Genomic DNA, 17875 nt, shown 5'->3' on the forward strand with positions numbered 1-17875 from the left:
ACCTGATATGGAACCTTATTTCTTATTAGGAAAGATGGAATGACTTCCATTCATAATAATAATTCTTACCAGTTCAGTTGCCCGGCGGACGGTGACTCCTACGAGAATAGCACGTGTCCGAAGACCCCGCAGGAAGCGGTTTTCTTCCGAGGAGGCTGAGGCCGTGCCCGTGGAAAGCATCCGTCCGCCGGGCAACTGAACGGCGATAAAAGTTCCAAACAAAGTGAACGAGCAAACACTTACGCTGAATGAAAGCGATTATTGTTTCTTTCGGTACTTTTGACAGAGTTGTTAGGTAAATAGAAGAAACAACTGGGCCATGGGGGTAGCTAACTGTTTTAGACTGCGAAAGTTGAATATATCATAAGAACTTAAAAGGACGGTTTATATGAAAAAACAACCTTTAGCACTACGAATGCGGCCAACTCATATTAATGAAATCATTGGCCAGGAACACCTTGTTGGAGATGGAAAGCTAATCCAGCGAATGGTAACAGCGAACATGCTCGCGTCAATGATTCTGTTTGGGCCGCCAGGAACTGGTAAAACTTCTACAGCATTTGCCATTGCCAAGACAGCAGGCCTTCAGGTGAGATTATTGAATGCAGTGACGCATAAAAAGAAAGATATGGAGATCGTTGTCGAAGAAGCGAAATTAAGTGGTAATCTCGTGCTTATCTTAGATGAGGTCCACCGTTTGGACAAAGCAAAACAAGACTTCCTTCTCCCCCACCTTGAAACAAATCTCATTACGATGATTGGCTGTACAACAAGTAATCCATATCATTCCATCAATCCGGCAATCCGGAGCAGATGTCATTTATTCGAACTTGAATCATTAGAGCCAGAACATGTGAAAACAGCATTACTTCGAGCAGTCGAGGATAAAGAACGCGGGCTAGGTGAAATGAAGATTGAAATCACTTCAGAAGCACTCGATCATTTTGCTGATAGCTCAAATGGGGATATGCGAGCTGCTTTAAATGGCCTTGAGCTAGCGGCAATGTCAACACCACCAAACACAGATGATATCATCAAAATTGAACTTGAAGCTGCAGAAGAATGCATGCAAAAGAAAAGTTTTTCCCATGATAAGGGAGGAGATGCGCATTATGACGTACTCTCAGCATTCCAAAAATCGATCCGCGGCAGCGATGTGAACGCTTCTCTTCATTATTTAGCTAGATTAATTGAAGCGGGCGACCTAGACAGTATCGCAAGAAGAATGCTTGTTATCGCTTATGAAGACATCGGCTTAGCTAATCCGCAAGCAGGACCCCGTGTTCTTGCAGCTGTACAAGCTGCTGAAAGAATCGGATTCCCGGAAGCAAGAATTCCATTAGCTGTTGCAATTGTAGAACTCGCCCTCTCCCCGAAATCGAACACAGCCTATAAAGCTCTCGACGGGGCTCTCGCTGACGTGCGTAACGGAAAGAGCGGCGATATTCCATTACATCTGAAGGATAGCCATTATAAAGGGGCAAAAGATTTAGGCAGAGGGGTCGACTATAAATATCCGCATAATTATGACGGAGCATGGGTCGCGCAGCAATATTTACCAGATCGGATTAAAAATATGAAATATTACAATCCGAAAGATACCGGTAAATTTGAAAAAGCAATGAAACAGGTCTATGAAAAAATCGAACAAGAAATGAAAGTTACAAAAAGATGACGTATAAATCTTTTTTCTTGAGGCAATAATAACTAGCAACATGATAATCTATTGTTTTGCCCTAGAAAAAGGAGTTGGATAATAATGGCCAAAGTGAGACAAGATGCCTGGTCCCATGAGGATGATCTATTGCTGGCAGAAACCGTATTGCGTCATATTAGGGAAGGCAGCACCCAACTGAATGCATTTGAAGAAGTTGGGGATAAATTAAACCGGACTTCAGCTGCCTGTGGATTCAGGTGGAATGCGGAAGTCCGTAATAAATATATCAATGCAATTGATTTAGCTAAACGGCAGCGGAAAGAAATGAAACGAAAACAAGCAAAACAAAATTTCACACCTGTTCCGAAGCAAACCATTCCGAGCAAAGAAACAATCGCCGTGAAAACTACTGCTGATGAGATTACATTCGATATGGTTCTTGCATTCTTGAATGAAATAAAACAAGACTACTATGTTTCCAATCAATCAAAAGCTACAACAGAAGCAGCATTAACAGAAAACGAACAATTAAAAGAAGAAGTTGCTAAACTCGAAAAACAATTGAAACAGACGGAAAAACAGCTAGAAACAATGCAGGAAGATTACCAAACATTTATTCAAATTATGGACAGGGCGAGACGAATGACCGTTCTGAAAGACGAACGCTCTTTCACCTCCCCGAGCTTCCGGATGGATAAAAATGGTAACCTTGAACAACTAGCTAACCCTTCATCGAATTAAAAATAAAAGCGCAGAGACTATAGCCTCTGCGCTTTTTTTTATGTACGATATCCCGATCGTGCCGTCCAGTAAAAGTTTTGATCCCGCTTTTAGCAGGTGGGTGCCCTGTTCCAAACTGCTGATATTGTCTGCAATAGACGGTATGGCAGAATGGAAACTTCCAGGCTCCCTATCATTTGGTGTTCGGTCAAAATACTTCGTATGAACGCACACATCAGGATATATTGATTACTTTTTTGAATGTAAACTTATATTAACATAGCTTTTTAGATTAATCAAATGATAAAGTGAAACTTCAATCAGTGGGGGTTCCTTACCTCTCGCTGATTGGTAGTTGAACAGAATCAAGGTGTTAGCTCACGTTCCTTCCCACCTAAACTTTCTCGATATGACCTGAAGGTTTGAGATGAAGATTTTACGGATGGTTACACCGGGATAAACAAACCATAATTAGTCTTTTTGTTTTGCTAATTGAATCGATAACTCTTTCAGTTGTTCTGGAGATACTCCACCTGGCGCTTCCGTTAACAGGTCTGAAGCAGAAGCTGTTTTTGGAAACAGGATCGTATCACGCAAGTTGGAACGGCCTGCAAGCAGCATGATAATCCGGTCAAGGCCTAACGCAATTCCTCCGTGTGGCGGTGCACCATATTCCAGAGCTTCCATTAAAAATCCGAACTGTTCTTCTGCTTCCTCTTTTGTAAATCCAAGGGCTTGGAACATTTTTTCCTGCGTTTCTTTTTGATAAATTCGGATGGAACCTCCACCTAATTCATATCCGTTTAAAACAAGGTCGTACGCATTCGCCCGAACATTCTCAGGTTCTGTTAATAATTTATCGAGCTCCCCTTCCACTGGAGATGTGAATGGGTGATGCGCAGCAAAGTAACGATCAAGTTCTTCGTCGTACTCAAGCAATGGCCAGTCTGTTACCCAAAGGAAATTGTATTTCGACTGATCGATTAAATTCAAGTCTTTCCCAAGCTTTAAACGTAATGCACCTAAACTGTCAAAAACGACTTGATTTTTATCTGCAACAAATAATAATAAGTCACCGTCTGTCACTTCAACTGCTGTTGTTAATTGTGCTTTTTCCTCTTCCGTTAGGAACTTGGCGATTGGACCTTTTAATTCCGTTTCTTCCGCTTTCAACCAAGCAAGTCCTTTAGCACCATACACAGCAGCATATTCTCCCAGCTTATCAATATCTTTTCTGGAGAAATTAGCTGCTTCGCCTTTCACATTCAGGAGTCTCACGCTTCCTCCATTTCCAATTGCCCCTTTGAACACTTTAAATTCTGAGGTTTTGAAAATCGACGTGGCATCAATAATTTCCATAGCAAATCTAGTGTCTGGCTTATCTGAACCGAAGCGATTCATGACGTCATCATAAGACATCCGTGGAATCGGTAATGTAATATCAATGCCTTTTACTTCTTTCATAACGTATTGCATCATTTTTTCCGTCATTTCCATAATGTCATCACTCGTCTGGAATGACGTCTCAATGTCAATTTGCGTGAATTCCGGTTGACGATCGGCCCGTAAATCCTCGTCACGGAAACAACGGGCAATCTGATAGTATTTTTCAAAACCGCTCATCATGATCAACTGTTTAAACAGTTGCGGAGATTGTGGCAGGGCATAGAATTCTCCAGGATGGACCCGACTAGGCACAAGATAGTCACGGGCACCTTCTGGCGTACTTTTTGTTAAGATTGGTGTCTCCATTTCAAGGAACCCGTCATGATTTAAAAAGTTACGAATCGCCTGGGTTGTTTGGTGACGTAATTTAATGGTCTCTTGCAGACTTGGACGTCTTAAATCAAGATAACGATATTTCAACCTTAGATCCTCAGCAACATCCGTTTCATCTTTAATCATAAACGGCGGGTTCTTCGATTTATTTAAAATTTCAACAGATGAAGCAACTACTTCTATTTTACCTGTTTCCATTAGCGGGTTGACCGTACTCGCGTCCCGTCCGACAACGAGCCCTGTAATCTCCACTACATATTCTGATCGAATCGTATCTGCAATCTTCAGCGCTTCTTCTGATTCATCTGGATTGAACACAACTTGGACAATTCCCGATCGGTCACGTAAATCAATGAAAATTAATCCGCCAAGGTCACGGCGCTTTTGCACCCAACCTTTTAAAAGTATCGTTTGACCGATATGTTCTTCATTTATCGTTCCGGCATAAATTCTCGTCATCTTACTTACCTCCTAATAATTTCCCTGTTAACGTATCGACTATATTCTCAATCGGCAGAACCTGTTGTTCCCCAGTAGCCATTTCTTTTACTGTTATAGTATTGTTTCGTACCTCATCTTCCCCAAGGATTAAAACATATTTCGCTTCATAACGGTCCGCCGCTTTCAATTGGCCTTTCATCTTACGCTGTTGGTAATCTTTATCGACCCCTACACCATTGGCACGCAAATCATGTACGAGACGGACGGCTGCTTGTTCCGCTTCTTTACCAACAGCAACAACATAACAATCTAATTTATCTGTATCCGGTATTTCAACCCCTTCTGCCTCAAGGGCCATCAGAAGACGCTCCAAGCCCATCCCGAATCCGATAGCAGGTGTAGTTGGTCCACCGAACTCCTCAATCATTCCGTTATACCTTCCGCCACCAGCAAGTGTTGTAATTGCGCCGAAGCCTTTTGCATCACTCATGATTTCAAAAGCCGTATGGTTATAATAATCGAGTCCGCGAACTAATGTTGGATCTACAACATACGCAATGCCCATTGCATCCAAGTACTCTTTTACTTCTTCAAAGTAGCTTTTCGATTCTTCATTTAAAAAATCAAGAATCGATGGTGCTGTTCCCATCGCCGGATGGTCTCGGTCCTTTTTACAATCAAGAACCCGTAATGGATTTTGCTCAAGACGGACCTGACAATCAGCACATAATTCTTCTTTATGCGGCGTGAAGTGATCGATCAATGCTTGACGGTGATTCTCTCTACTCTCCTTATCGCCTAAAGAATTAATTACAAGTTTCAAGGAAGTTAATCCTAATGATTGATATACCGTCATTGCCAGGTCAATCACTTCTGCATCGACTGCGGGATCCGCACTGCCTAACACTTCAATACCGAACTGATTCAATTGACGCATTCTTCCCTTTTGCGGACGTTCATAACGGAACATTTCTGCAAAATAATACAATTTGACCGGCTGGTTCACGTCTCCATATAGCTTATTTTGCACATAAGCTCTTGCGACACCAGCTGTCCCTTCAGGTCTTAGTGTTAAACTTCTTCCGCCGCGATCCTCGAACGTGTACATTTCTTTCTGGACAATATCTGTCGTATCGCCGACCCCGCGCTGGAACACTTCCGTATGCTCAAATACAGGTGTACGGATTTCTTTATAATGATACCTTTTACAGACTTCCTTAATTTGTTCTTCAACATACTGCCAAGCTTTGACATCTTTCGGTAAAATATCAACTGTACCTCGTGGTGCATTCATACTCAACACCATCTCCTCCTTCACTCTCTAAAATCATTTGCTAAAAAATCATATAAAAATCCCGTCCCTTATAAAAATAAGGGACGGGATTTTTGCCCGCGTTGCCACCCTAGTTGATGTAAAAACATCCGCTCCCAACAGTTAACGCCTGTCTACGTATATTCCTACTCCAATTTCGGTCTATATCCTCTAGAATGTCTTTCATCGGACTATCGTATAGAAATGCTCTCAGCCAGTGACATTTCTTCTCTGCTTTACCTAGTTTCCAATTACTTTTTCCGTCAACGGTATTGTCTATTTATTCGTATCTTATTTGAATGATTATAATAATAAGCTGTTCCAAGAAAATTGTCAAGAACGATTCCTCCACCTCTAGCTTTGCCACTAGCATTAAAATTTATTATACTTTAAAATGTTACTATAGATTGTATGGATAGATTGGAGGAACAAAATTGTCTTTTAGAAAGATTGTTATTCTCTCTCTCACATTTATTTTATTACTTACTTCAACCGTTTTTGCAAAAGAAGCAACGATTGATGAAGATAATTTAAATGTAAGAAGTGGACCTGGTACAGATTTCGACCCTATCGGACGAGTTGATAGTGGTGATGAGTATGAAATCCTTGAAGAAACCGACGAATGGATAAAAATTCAATATGATGATTCTGAAGGCTGGGTAACAAAAGAATTTGTGACAATTAATCAAGACGAATCAAATGAGCAAACAATAGAAGATGAAGAAAAAACAAACGAATCATCGCTATCTACCGTGTCAATCCAGCAAGATGGGACACACTTAAGAAAAGAAGCCTCTCCTCAGTCTGATATTGTTGCATTTACCGAAAAGAATGAAGAATTTGAAGTTGTATCCGAAACCGAGAACTGGCTGGAAATCTCAAATGATGATGTGACAGGCTTTGTTTTACGGGATTATGTTGAAAATAAGGGAAAACGAAATACTAGTCTGCGGGGTAAAACAATTGTCATTGATGCTGGACATGGCGGCAGAGACGTCGGTGCAATTGGCATTAGCGATTCATACGAGAAGGACATTACCTACTTAACGGCTAGGGCGTTGGAAAATGAACTGACAGCGCTTGGAGCTGAAGTTGTAATGACCCGCTTGGAAGATGAATTCGTCCCCTTAGAAAGCCGATCTAGCTTGGCTAACGTTATCAATACAGATGCATTCTTGAGTATACATTACAATAGTTTTCCGGAAGTGCCAACTGTTTCAGGAATCGAGACGTTCTATTACCATGATCAATACGAACCGCTGGCAAGATATGTTCATGACGAAATTATTAGGGAAACCGATGAAGCGGATAGAGGAATTTCCCATCAAGATTTATACGTCACCAGGCAAACGTTCAAACCTGGCGTTCTGCTGGAGCTTGGGTTTATATCCAATAAAGACAGCGATGAGCTATTACATAGTACAGAGTATCAAAAGAAAATGGTGACTGGTATTATCAACGGTCTCCAAAGGTACTTTGCAGAGATCGAATAATACAAAAGAAGCAAGGATACAATGATCACGTATCCTTGCTTCTTTTTTATGAATACAACAAAACTTCAATCATGAGAAGTTCAATTATCTTTGCTGTCGATGATGATGGTGACCGGGCCCTTGTTGGTGAGGTTCACGTCCATCATAGCACCGAATTCGCCTGTTTCTACGTGGATATCCGCCTCACGTAGGGCTTCATTAAAGTGTTCGTATAAACGATTAGCTTCATCAGGCTTAGCTGCATGAACAAAACTCGGTCTTCTTCCCTTTCTCGTATCCGCATATAACGTAAACTGCGAAATGGAAAGAATGCTTCCAACCGTATCTTTTAAAGATAAATTCATCTTTCCATCTTCATCTTCAAAGATACGCAAATGGATGATCTTATTCACCAAATAATCAACATCCTGCTGCGTATCTTCATGTGTCACCCCAAGCAAAACGACGAGGCCGTGTTCGATTTCACCTATGACGGAACCGTCCACAGTTACAGATGCATTGGTTACGCGTTGAATTACTGCTTTCATTCTGCTATTTCTCCTTACTTTATAACTAGTTTATCGTTCTTGTTACAGAGTAAACATCTGGGATTTTCTTTAATCTGCCAACAATTTTTCTTAAATGACTCGTATTTTGAATAAGAATGGTTAGCTGGATAACAACCATTTTATTTTTATCTGTCTGGCCATTCACATGGGTAATGTTTGTCTTCATTTCACTTACAGCATGGAGCACTTCATTCAACATTCCTTGACGATCATATCCAGAGATTTGTAAATCGACATAGTAATGCTTCGAATCCGTATAATGCTCTTCCCAAGATACGTCAATGAAGCGGTCTTTTGCTTCTTCTGTGTCGATATTCGGACAATCGGCACGGTGAACGGACACTCCCCGTCCTTTCGTAATATAACCTTTAATTTCGTCACCTGGTACTGGGTTGCAGCATTTCGCTAAACGAACTAATAAGTTTTCTACGCCTTCTACCCGAACACCAGAATCTTTACGATGGGCTCTTCTTTTTGTCTTTTCGGCTGATTCTTCGGTAAGTATTTTTTTAACACTTTCTTCTTTTTCTCTATCTTTCCGTATTGTATCTGTTAATCTTGTAGCTACAAGTGCCGCCGTAATTCCTTGGTAACCAACAGCTGCATAAAGATCTTCTTCATTCGTAAAACTGAATTTCTCACAAACTCGTTTTAAATTTTCCTCCGTTAACACTTCTTTTGGAAGGATATCCATCGCTCGGATTTCCCGATCGACAGCTTCTTTTCCTTTGATAATGTTTTCTTCCCGACGCTGTTTTTTGAAAAATTGTTTGATACGGCTTTTTGCTTGTGATGTTTTAGCAATCTTTAACCAATCTTGTGACGGACCATAGGAATGTTTCGAAGTCATCACTTCGATAATATCGCCATTTTTCAGTTTATAATCCAGTGGCTCCATTTTCCCATTAATTTTAGCACCTATTGTTTTATTACCTATTTCTGTATGGATTTTATAGGCAAAGTCAATCGGTACGGATCCGGATGGTAATTCGACAACATCTCCTTTAGGTGTGAACACATACACCATGTCAGAGAATAAGTCGATTTTTAATGACTCGATAAACTCTTCTGCATCATGGGTTTCACTTTGCCAATCCAATATTTCCCGAAACAGTGATAATTTCTCTTCAAATGATCTGCCTGAACCGCTCTTCGCTTGTTTACCTTCCTTATACGCCCAGTGTGCAGCAATCCCGTATTCCGCAATTTCATGCATTTCCTTTGTTCGGATCTGCACTTCAAGCGGATCTCCCTTTGGACCGATAACGGTCGTGTGCAACGATTGATAAAGGTTCTGCTTCGGCATTGCAATATAATCTTTAAACCTTCCTGGCATCGGTTTCCAGTTTGTATGGATGATACCAAGCACAGCGTAACAATCTTTAATACTGTTCACAATAATCCGCACTGCAAGTAGATCATAGATTTCATTAAATTGTTTATGTTGCTTCACCATTTTTTGGTAAATACTATACAAATGCTTCGGTCGGCCAGACATTTCCGCTTCAATATGAACATCATCCAGCTGTGAGGACAATTGCTTGATAACCTCTTCAATATATGTTTCACGCTGTTCCCGCTTCTGCTTCATCAATTGTACGATTCGGTAATACTGCTGCGGGTTCAAATAACGTAGTGAAGTATCTTCGAGCTCCCATTTAATCGTTGAAATTCCGAGCCGATGGGCAAGCGGGGCGAATATTTCGATTGTTTCATTCGCTTTTTGCCGTTGTTTATGAGGTGGTAAATGTTTCAGTGTCCGCATGTTATGCAGACGGTCCGCAAGCTTAATGAGAATGACGCGGATATCTTTAGCCATTGCGACAAACATTTTCCTGTGGTTCTCCGCTTGCAGCTCTTCTTTTGATTCATATTTGATTTTCCCGAGCTTTGTCACACCATCAACAAGCAATGCGACTTCCACATTAAATTCTTCCTCAATTTCTTCCAGAGTTGTGTCGGTATCTTCTACGACGTCATGTAAAAATCCACCTGCAATCGTCTCTGCGTCCATTTGCAAATCGACAAGTATCCAAGCAACTTGGACAGGGTGAACGATATACGGTTCTCCTGACTTCCTAAATTGGCCTTCATGGGATATTTTCGCATATTCATAGGCACGTTTAATAAAGGCTAAATCGTCTGCAGATAAATATTCACTTGCCCTGTCCATTAATTGTTCAATTGTTATAATTTCATCTTTTGCCATTTAATCACCTTTATCAACTATCTAAAATTGTGTAAATGTTTCCGTAGATAAGAAAATTTCCTTGAAAATAATCCTTCTAAATAACTTCCATTATATGCGTTTATTCTTCCACTGTCTATAATTTCGCGAGGAAAGCAGGGCTATGGTCGAATTGGAGGGGTATATTAGAAGAGGTCTGACCAATAATATAGCCAGACCTAATGTGCATGTTAATACGTCATCAAAGATAAAACTTCGTATCCTTCCAATTTATCAATTCCATTTAAATAGCTCAACTCGATAAGAAACGCGCATCCTACTACTACTCCGCCAAGTTCTTCCACTAGCTTAATCGTAGCCTCAATTGTTCCACCTGTTGCTAATAAATCGTCTGTAATCAGGACACGCTGCCCTGGTTTAATAGCATCTTTATGCATAGCCAGAACATTTTCACCGTATTCTAAACCATAATCCACTTGAATTACTTCTCGAGGCAATTTACCTTTTTTCCGAACAGGCACAAATCCGCGTCCCAATGCGTACGATACAGGACAACCAATAATAAATCCTCTTGCCTCTGGTCCGACAATGATGTCCACTTCTTTTTCTTTTGCAAATTCTACAATATCATCTACCGCTGCACGAAATGCGTCGCCATCGGCCATGAGCGGGGTAATGTCTTTAAAAGAAATCCCTTCTTTCGGCCAGTCATCTACGATTTCAATGTATTTATTATAATCCATTTATCATTTCCTCCTTGGGATTCTTCAAATAACCCATATATGGTGTAAACCAGTTTTTAAATTCCTCATAATTGGAATAATACAATTGTTGTTCAATTTCCAACTGACGAACGCGGCTTTGATATGCGTCGGCAGTTTTCAAGTCCTTTTTCTCCGGGTTCGGATTAACATGGACTACTCCGTTATCCATCGTAACAAATTTAAGTTCGGAAAACACGCGCAGCATAAAGATAATATGCTCTTTTGACCATGACTTTATTTTCATAATGGACTGGATTTCCTGTTTCATGTCAATAGTTTTACGCTTATGGAACAGTGCATATAACCAGACAAAATCTTCCCGTGTTGGAAATGTTTTTAAATAGGCACTTTCATTTAATTGGAAACAGGCGTAAATATTGACCGGTTGTATCTTCTGGATGAGTTGAACTAATTCTTCCATATGGGATGGTAATTGATATAAAATCAAATGTGGGACTTTGGGCAATTCTTCGTCTTTCGCTTTATAGCTCATGGTTGGAATCGAGAGGTTTTCAAGGGGTTGCTCAGAAACTGCAACTGCCTCTTCTGTCTCCAAAAAGCTGAAATCGACATTTCTTCGACCACGATAATCAAATAGCTGCCATTCCTCGATGCGCATGTCTTGAATCATTATCTGTGGTTTTCGGTTGCCATTCCATTCATTGATTCCTAACTCCCCCACTACTTGCAGAGGGGTGTTTGGCGAAACTGCATAATATAAATTACCGAAACCAAAGCCGATTCCATCTAAAGTCTTTCCATCTTCGTGAAATTGCAATTTCAAATGGTTCCTTTTGCTCCCAATCTGCCTTCCTTCAGCTGGAATATGCTCAATCTTGAATATAGGTTTTGGGTTACCCATACCATACGGTGCTAATCGATTGATTTCGTTAATCAACCCTTCATTTATTTCAGCAATAGCTATTTCACCGCTAATTGTAATTTCTTCTTTACAATCTTCTTCTGTTAATTGCTCTCTCATATATTCATCAAGCGTGTCCTGGATCAATCCGACATTTTCAAGTGGAATGGTCATCCCCGCAGCTTGGGCATGACCGCCAAACTTAGAAAATAAATGACGGACTTTCATGCAGTTTGCGAATAAATCGAAAGCTGGAATACTTCTTGCAGAGCCTTTTAATTCGTTTGTTTCTGGATTAAAGTTTAAGACAATCGCCGGCTTGCCAAATTGCTTTACAAGTCTTGAAGCGACGATTCCAAGTACACCTTCATTCCAATTTTCCTTATAAACAATCATAACACCAAACTTGCTCGGATTGACCATTTTCTCAGCTTCTTTTCTGATTTCTTCCACAATCCGTTGTCTTTCCTGGTTCAATTGATTAATCTCTTCAGCGAGTTCCTGTGCTTCTTCTGTAAACTCTGTCAGCAGAAGTTCAACGGCAAGCCCGGCATCCTGCAATCTTCCAACAGCATTCAAACGAGGTCCTATTTTAAAGCCGACATCTTCTTCTGTCACATTGCCTTCGATTTTGCAAATCTGTTTTAACGCTGCTATCCCTGGTGTATTGCTAGTCGTTAATTCTTTCAATCCGTAATAAGTAAAGATGCGATTTTCATCTGTTAACGAAACTAAATCAGCAATCGTTCCTATTGCTACGAGTTCAAGAAGATGTTTCGGGAAATAACCAAGTAAGTAATGCGCAAATTTAAAAGCAACTCCAACTCCTGCTAATTCTTTAAATGGATAATCAACAGAGAGTGCGGGATGGATAATTGCATAAGCATCAGGAATTTCATTCTGTGCTTCATGGTGATCGGTAATAATCAAATCAATGCCAAGTGATTTTGCCACGTCAGCTTCATGGACAGCCGTAATTCCGTTATCCACCGTAATAATCACCGTGAAACCATTAGCATAGGCCTGACGAAATGCCGCTTCATTCGGCCCATACCCTTCCGTAAAACGATTAGGTATATAATAAGAACAATTTGCTCCAATCTCTTCTAACGCCTTCATGAGAAGCGCTGTAGATGTGACGCCATCAGCATCATAATCCCCGTATACTAAAATCTTTTCATTTTGTTCCATCGCTTCTCTCACACGTGCAACTGCCTTATCCATCCATTGTATCTCTTCTGGTGAATGAATATCCTCATACGAGGGAGATAAAAACTTTTCCGCTTCTTTAGACGAGCGGATTCCTCGCTGCAGCAATAACTTTTCAACGACAGGAGAAACTTCAAAAGATGTATCATTTATTAATGTTGCATCAGATTCTATTTTGAATGTTTTCCAGTTTGCCTTACTATGTAACATAAATTCACCCCTGACCAATCTATTATACAAAAGACCGGCAGGGGTAGCAATTTAATTATTCTTTTTCATGAGCGGTTTTAAGTTTTTTAGTCTTTGCTTCCTCTTTGATGACAGGAGGCGTTATTCCTGCATTCTCTAAACTTTTCCGGTAGAGCTTATGCTCTTTCTCCAGCTTTGCCATTTGTTTTCTCATTTGAAAGATTTTAAACATGCCTGCAACAGCTGTAATGAGTCCTCCCATTAATACGGAAAACAGAATAACGAGAATGAGAGGAGATATCGCACTCCAAAAGAAATAATTCACTTGGACAGGTTCAATATTAATAACTGCAAATATTGCAATTAAAATCGTTAGCACAATTGCTAGAATAACGTAACCTTGACCTTTCATTTGCATCTCCTCCTACAAATTTAAACTTGTGGTCCTTCCACACGTTTTTTCTTTCTGAAATCGAGTGGCTTTTTTTTAAGATTTCTGCCCCGTAAAGCGAGCCACACTTGGGCTGCCAAGAAGAGCGATGAATACGTACCTGCAACTAACCCAATGACTAATGCAAGTGTGAATGTAAAGATGGATGAAGCTCCAAGCACGAGAAACGCTAGAATTGCAATTAATGTCGAAATTGTCGTATTCATCGTACGAGTAAACGACTGAATAATACTCTTATTAATAACCTTGGCAAGTACTTTACTAGACGTTACCCGTTTTTCAAATTGAATATTCTCCCGGACTCGGTCAAAGATTACAATTGTATTATTAATGGAGTAACCGATGATCGTAAGGATTGCCGAAACAATCGTTACATCGAATTCAATTTGCGTAATACTGAAGGCAAACAACATGATTAATACATCATGGAAAAGCGCAAGGACTGCAGTTATCCCGAATATCAATTCGAACCGGAATGCAACGTAAATAATGATGAATACCGCTGCAATTGCAACTGCATAGAGGGCATTCTTTACAAGTTCTTCTCCAACAATTGGTGAAACGACACTTATTCCTGGATCAAAGTGATACCTTTCATTAAAAGCTTGTTGAATATCAGCAATTTGTGTATCAGATAGCACCGTATCAAAGCGGGCAACAGCAAGTTCATTATTTTCTCCGGAGAGCACGAGGCTGCTTGCCTCCACTCCGACCTCATCAAATGTTTGTTCCACTTCTTCGATATCAATTGCTTCGTCCGCTACTACTTCAATCCGCGAGCCGCTTGTAAAATCAATGCCTGGATTAATCTTAAAGATTGCTAGTGCAGCAAATCCTGCAACTAAAATAATTCCTGTAAATACAAAAAACTTTTTCCGGTGTTTGACAATATTAATTTCCCGGTTCCATAGCTTCGGTTCTCTCTCCGGTTCCGCAATATCTTTAATTTCGTTGTTCTTGACACCGAACCATGTCTTTCTATTTTTCAAGAATCCGCTTTTCACCCAGAAATTAAGGAGTAGACGGGTTCCCAATACTGCCGTAATGAAGCTGACGAGAATACTAATGATTAACATCGTTGCGAATCCCTTAACTGAACTCGTACCAAAAATGAAAAGGACAACAGCCGCAATCATCGTCGTAATGTTCGCATCTAATATCGTACGGAATGAGTTCTTGCTTCCTGCTTGGAAGGCAGCTTTCACCGACTTGCCTGAGCGGAGTTCTTCCTTATAGCGTTCAAACGTAATAACGTTCGCATCCACTGCCATACCTACACCAAGAATCAACGCGGCAATACCAGAGAGCGTCAGTACTCCATTCATCGCCATGAAGACAAGCAGAACGAAGTAAGTATAGATAATCAGATTGATGGAAGCAATAAATCCAGTAACGCGGTAAACAGCAAGCAAAAATAGAACGACAAGAGCAATACCAATAATACCTGCAAAGACTGTATCATTCAGTGCCTGTTCACCAAACTGTGCCCCAACAGAGGTAGAAAAGATTTCATTCATATGAACTGGCAGCGAACCGGAGTTAATAATATCAGCTAATGCTTTCGCTTCCTCCACCGTGAAATTACCGGTTATCATGACATCGGTCGTATGTAAAGTCTGATCCACGCTAGGTGCGGAAACGAATTTAGGATTCTCCTTTGTTATTTCTTTTTGAAAAGAGTCTCCTTCCTGGAAATCCATCCAGATGACCAATAAATTATCAGGTGGTCCCATATCTCTTATCTGCGTTGTAACTTCTCCAAACTTATCTGCGTCATTCAATTTTAAAGAAACTATCGGAGAGTTCGTTGTCTGGTCAAAATCCTGTTTTGCGCTTCCTGGCCGGACGTCGGAGCCATCTAATAATTCGACATCATTTACGTCACGGAAAGAAAGCTGTGCGGACGTGGCAAGCATCTCCCTTGCCTCCTGCTGATTCTCCACACCAGCAAGCTGTACACGTATTCGATTTTCTCCCTCAATATTAATGACTGCTTCACTAATTCCTAACCGGTTCACACGATCATTCAATGTTTGCACGGTACCTTCCATGAGTCCCCGGGTAATTTCCTGATTTTCATCAATCGGGTCGACTTCGTACAGAACTTCAAAGCCGCCTTGTAAATCCAATCCTAAACTTATGTTTTTTGTAACTCCAGTTGTCGTTGTTCCAATCAGTGCACCAAATATAAGCACGATTAGAAAAAAGGCAACGAGTCTGCCTCTTTTTTTCATGTTCCTTGTTCCTCCCTTGATCTCTCGGGTTAAAATTTCTTTATGTATCTAATAAAGCAGCAATGGAATCGGCAAGATTATCATTTTGAAATGAATGGACAGTAAGGTAACTTAAATAAGTAGCTGAATTTAATTGCATAATATCAGCTACCATTTCATAAATCCGCTTATCCGGATATCCTTTCCACACTTTATCGATGAGACATTTCCAGACATCTTCACTTGTTGCCTGTTCATAGCCCATTAAATGTAATTCCTTTGCTTTACTGTCTAAAAATGGTGCAACAGTTCTTTTCCACGTCTTAACATTTTGAATAGCTTCCATCCTTACCCCTCCTAAATGGAGTATTTACAGATTCTTGTCATGCTTGGCCAACACAATTGCATATATATCATTGTATATGAATTTGTATTTTTTGAGAAGGCAGGACGATAAAATGACAAGGCAAACATTTTTACAAGGCGCTTTAATTCTCATGCTCGCAGGAATGATTACGCGTTTTCTCGGTTTCATCAACCGAATTGTAGTTGCGCGTTTAATTGGTGAAGAAGGTGTCGGTCTCTACATGCTCGCCCTTCCGACCTTGTTTTTAGTCATTACTTTAACCCAAATTGGGCTGCCTGTTGCTATTGCTAAACGGGTTGCTGAAGCGGATGCAGTCGGCAATCAAGAGAAAATTAGGAGTATTCTTGTTGTTTCTCTTCTCCTTACGTCGGTTACAAGCATTGTATTAACAATTGCCATGATTCTTGGCTCACCATATATCGCCTCTACACTGCTCACAGACGAACGCACGATTTATCCATTGCTCGCAATCAGTCCGATTGTTCCTATCGTCGCAATCTCTTCTGTTCTAAGGGGCTACTTCCAAGGCAAGCATAATATGAAGCCGCAAAGTTACGCCCAAGTGTTAGAACAAATTGTTCGGATTGTATTTGTCTATATTTTCATTAAGCTACTTCTTCCATATGGAGTTGAATTTGCTGCAGCAGGGGCAATGTTCAGTGTTATCCTCGGCGAGTTCGTCTCTTTAATGTACATGCTATATCAGTTTAAAATGAGAAAATCAGGAGAAAACCGCAGCCGGATTCGTTCTTATTTTAGAAATACACGAGAAACGATACAAGCGTTATTTTCCATCGCCTTACCAAGCACTGGCAGCAGACTAATAGGTTCCATCTCTAATTTCCTTGAACCAATCCTTGTGTCCCAGTCTCTTGCAATTGCCGGAGTCACTGCAACATTGGCAACAAAACAATATGGTGAACTGACAGGCTATGTGATTCCATTATTATTCTTACCAACTTTTATTACACATTCCTTGGCAATCGCTCTTATTCCTTCCATTTCAGAAGCCGGTGCTAAAAATAATCAAAAACTTATTCATTACCGGATCCATCAAGCGATTCGCATTTCCTTTGCCTCAGGTGCAATTGCAACCATTGTACTGTTACTTTTCTCTGAGCAGATTTTATTATTCATGTACGGGAGTTCGAGTGCCAATCAACTGCTCGTTCTCATGGCGCCTTTCTATATTCTACTTTACATCCAGGCCCCATTACAAGCAGCACTACAAGCATTGGATTTTGCAAAAGAATCCATGTGGAATACGTTAATCGGTGCTTTTATGAAATTATTAATTATCATTGTACTCGCACAGCAACCAGAGTTTGGAATGAGCGGAGTTGCCATTGCGCTTTCAACCTCCGTCATTCTCGTTACGCTTTTACACCTTACTGTATTAAATAAAAAAATCAAGTACCGGATCCCGTTGATAGATATGTTAAAAATGGTCGTGCTTTTTATCCTGCCTTTCTTCATCGGTTGGACTTTAAAAGAAATTTATTATTTTAGTTCTGGTAGCTTGATTGTACTCGGAATAGTATTTCTTATCTTGATTGCAGTTTATGTCAGTGCATTGTTTCTCCTTCGCTTTATTACAAAGGAAGAATTACGAGCAATTCCATTACTTGATAAATGGTTACGCTAAATACGACTTGAAAAATTGAGGAGTCTATGAAAAATCA

Annotated in this window: 13 protein-coding genes, 1 other RNA gene and 1 other annotated feature; of the genes, 4 read left to right on the forward strand and 10 right to left on the reverse strand. The window is 40.3% G+C overall.

Features of this window, described 5'->3' with window-relative positions; all coding sequences use genetic code 11:
* Nucleotides 1–388 precede the first annotated feature (388 nt).
* Nucleotides 389–1675, forward strand: a complete 1287-nt coding sequence (locus LZD48_RS01665; RefSeq protein WP_235760988.1) for a replication-associated recombination protein A — start codon at nt 389–391, stop codon at nt 1673–1675.
* Between the two features lie 84 nt (nt 1676–1759).
* Nucleotides 1760–2398: an RsfA family transcriptional regulator gene (locus LZD48_RS01670; protein ID WP_235760989.1), complete on the forward strand. Its 639-nt coding sequence runs from the start codon at nt 1760–1762 to the stop codon at nt 2396–2398.
* Nucleotides 2399–2443: 45 nt separating this feature from the next.
* Here LZD48_RS01670 and ssrS read toward each other — a convergent pair.
* From ssrS to hisS, 3 genes are all read right to left on the reverse strand, one after another.
* A non-coding RNA gene (gene ssrS / locus LZD48_RS01675) (6S RNA) lies at nt 2444–2622 on the reverse strand.
* A gap of 226 nt (nt 2623–2848) precedes the next feature.
* The gene (gene aspS / locus LZD48_RS01680; protein ID WP_235760990.1) at nt 2849–4615 is read right to left on the reverse strand and encodes an aspartate--tRNA ligase; all 1767 of its coding nucleotides are present in this window, start codon (nt 4613–4615) and stop codon (nt 2849–2851) included.
* A gap of 1 nt (nt 4616) precedes the next feature.
* The gene (hisS, locus tag LZD48_RS01685) at nt 4617–5897 is read right to left on the reverse strand and encodes a histidine--tRNA ligase (protein WP_235760991.1); all 1281 of its coding nucleotides are present in this window, start codon (nt 5895–5897) and stop codon (nt 4617–4619) included.
* Nucleotides 5898–5967: 70 nt separating this feature from the next.
* Nucleotides 5968–6185 (reverse strand) — a binding site (T-box leader).
* A gap of 158 nt (nt 6186–6343) precedes the next feature.
* On the opposite strand from hisS, the gene LZD48_RS01690 reads away from it, so the two are divergent.
* The gene (locus tag LZD48_RS01690) at nt 6344–7402 is read left to right on the forward strand and encodes an N-acetylmuramoyl-L-alanine amidase family protein (RefSeq protein WP_235760992.1); all 1059 of its coding nucleotides are present in this window, start codon (nt 6344–6346) and stop codon (nt 7400–7402) included.
* A gap of 80 nt (nt 7403–7482) precedes the next feature.
* On the opposite strand, the gene dtd is transcribed toward LZD48_RS01690, so the two are convergent.
* The 7 genes from dtd to LZD48_RS01725 form a co-directional block, all read right to left on the reverse strand.
* Nucleotides 7483–7929, reverse strand: coding sequence for a D-aminoacyl-tRNA deacylase (gene dtd, locus LZD48_RS01695; RefSeq protein ID WP_235760993.1), 447 nt, complete (start codon nt 7927–7929; stop codon nt 7483–7485).
* A 25-nt stretch (nt 7930–7954) separates the two neighbouring features.
* The gene (locus LZD48_RS01700; RefSeq protein ID WP_235760994.1) at nt 7955–10159 is read right to left on the reverse strand and encodes a RelA/SpoT family protein; all 2205 of its coding nucleotides are present in this window, start codon (nt 10157–10159) and stop codon (nt 7955–7957) included.
* A gap of 209 nt (nt 10160–10368) precedes the next feature.
* Nucleotides 10369–10881, reverse strand: coding sequence for an adenine phosphoribosyltransferase (locus LZD48_RS01705; RefSeq protein ID WP_235760995.1), 513 nt, complete (start codon nt 10879–10881; stop codon nt 10369–10371).
* Nucleotides 10871–13183: a single-stranded-DNA-specific exonuclease RecJ gene (recJ, locus tag LZD48_RS01710; RefSeq protein ID WP_235760996.1), complete on the reverse strand. Its 2313-nt coding sequence runs from the start codon at nt 13181–13183 to the stop codon at nt 10871–10873. The genes LZD48_RS01705 and recJ overlap by 11 nt, the downstream gene beginning before the upstream one ends.
* Nucleotides 13184–13238: 55 nt before the next feature.
* Complete coding sequence (locus tag LZD48_RS01715; protein ID WP_235760997.1) at nt 13239–13574, reverse strand: LapA family protein; 336 nt, start codon at nt 13572–13574, stop codon at nt 13239–13241.
* Nucleotides 13575–13594: 20 nt separating this feature from the next.
* A complete protein-coding gene (gene secDF / locus LZD48_RS01720; RefSeq protein ID WP_235760998.1) occupies nt 13595–15847 on the reverse strand; it encodes a protein translocase subunit SecDF in 2253 nt (750 codons plus the stop codon).
* A gap of 40 nt (nt 15848–15887) precedes the next feature.
* Complete coding sequence (locus LZD48_RS01725; protein ID WP_235760999.1) at nt 15888–16172, reverse strand: post-transcriptional regulator; 285 nt, start codon at nt 16170–16172, stop codon at nt 15888–15890.
* A gap of 112 nt (nt 16173–16284) precedes the next feature.
* Between LZD48_RS01725 and spoVB the strand changes: the two genes are divergently transcribed.
* Nucleotides 16285–17838, forward strand: coding sequence for a stage V sporulation protein B (gene spoVB, locus LZD48_RS01730; RefSeq protein ID WP_235761000.1), 1554 nt, complete (start codon nt 16285–16287; stop codon nt 17836–17838).
* Nucleotides 17839–17875 lie beyond the last annotated feature (37 nt).

Source organism: Oceanobacillus alkalisoli (assembly GCF_021556485.1).
GTDB classification, from domain to species: Bacteria; Bacillota; Bacilli; order Bacillales; family Amphibacillaceae; genus Oceanobacillus; species Oceanobacillus alkalisoli.

Bases quoted from the DNA above. Each gene is read 5' to 3' on its own strand.
- LZD48_RS01665 (WP_235760988.1), top strand. From the start codon at position 389: ATGAAAAAACAACCTTTAGCACTACGAATGCGGCCAACTCATATTAAT.
- dtd (WP_235760993.1), bottom strand. From the start codon at position 7,929: ATGAAAGCAGTAATTCAACGCGTAACCAATGCATCTGTAACTGTGGAC.
- spoVB (WP_235761000.1), top strand. From the start codon at position 16,285: ATGACAAGGCAAACATTTTTACAAGGCGCTTTAATTCTCATGCTCGCA.
- aspS (WP_235760990.1), bottom strand. From the start codon at position 4,615: ATGACGAGAATTTATGCCGGAACGATAAATGAAGAACATATCGGTCAA.
- LZD48_RS01705 (WP_235760995.1), bottom strand. From the start codon at position 10,881: ATGGATTATAATAAATACATTGAAATCGTAGATGACTGGCCGAAAGAA.
- recJ (WP_235760996.1), bottom strand. From the start codon at position 13,183: ATGTTACATAGTAAGGCAAACTGGAAAACATTCAAAATAGAATCTGAT.
- LZD48_RS01700 (WP_235760994.1), bottom strand. From the start codon at position 10,159: ATGGCAAAAGATGAAATTATAACAATTGAACAATTAATGGACAGGGCA.
- LZD48_RS01715 (WP_235760997.1), bottom strand. From the start codon at position 13,574: ATGAAAGGTCAAGGTTACGTTATTCTAGCAATTGTGCTAACGATTTTA.
- LZD48_RS01725 (WP_235760999.1), bottom strand. From the start codon at position 16,172: ATGGAAGCTATTCAAAATGTTAAGACGTGGAAAAGAACTGTTGCACCA.
- LZD48_RS01670 (WP_235760989.1), top strand. From the start codon at position 1,760: ATGGCCAAAGTGAGACAAGATGCCTGGTCCCATGAGGATGATCTATTG.
- secDF (WP_235760998.1), bottom strand. From the start codon at position 15,847: ATGAAAAAAAGAGGCAGACTCGTTGCCTTTTTTCTAATCGTGCTTATA.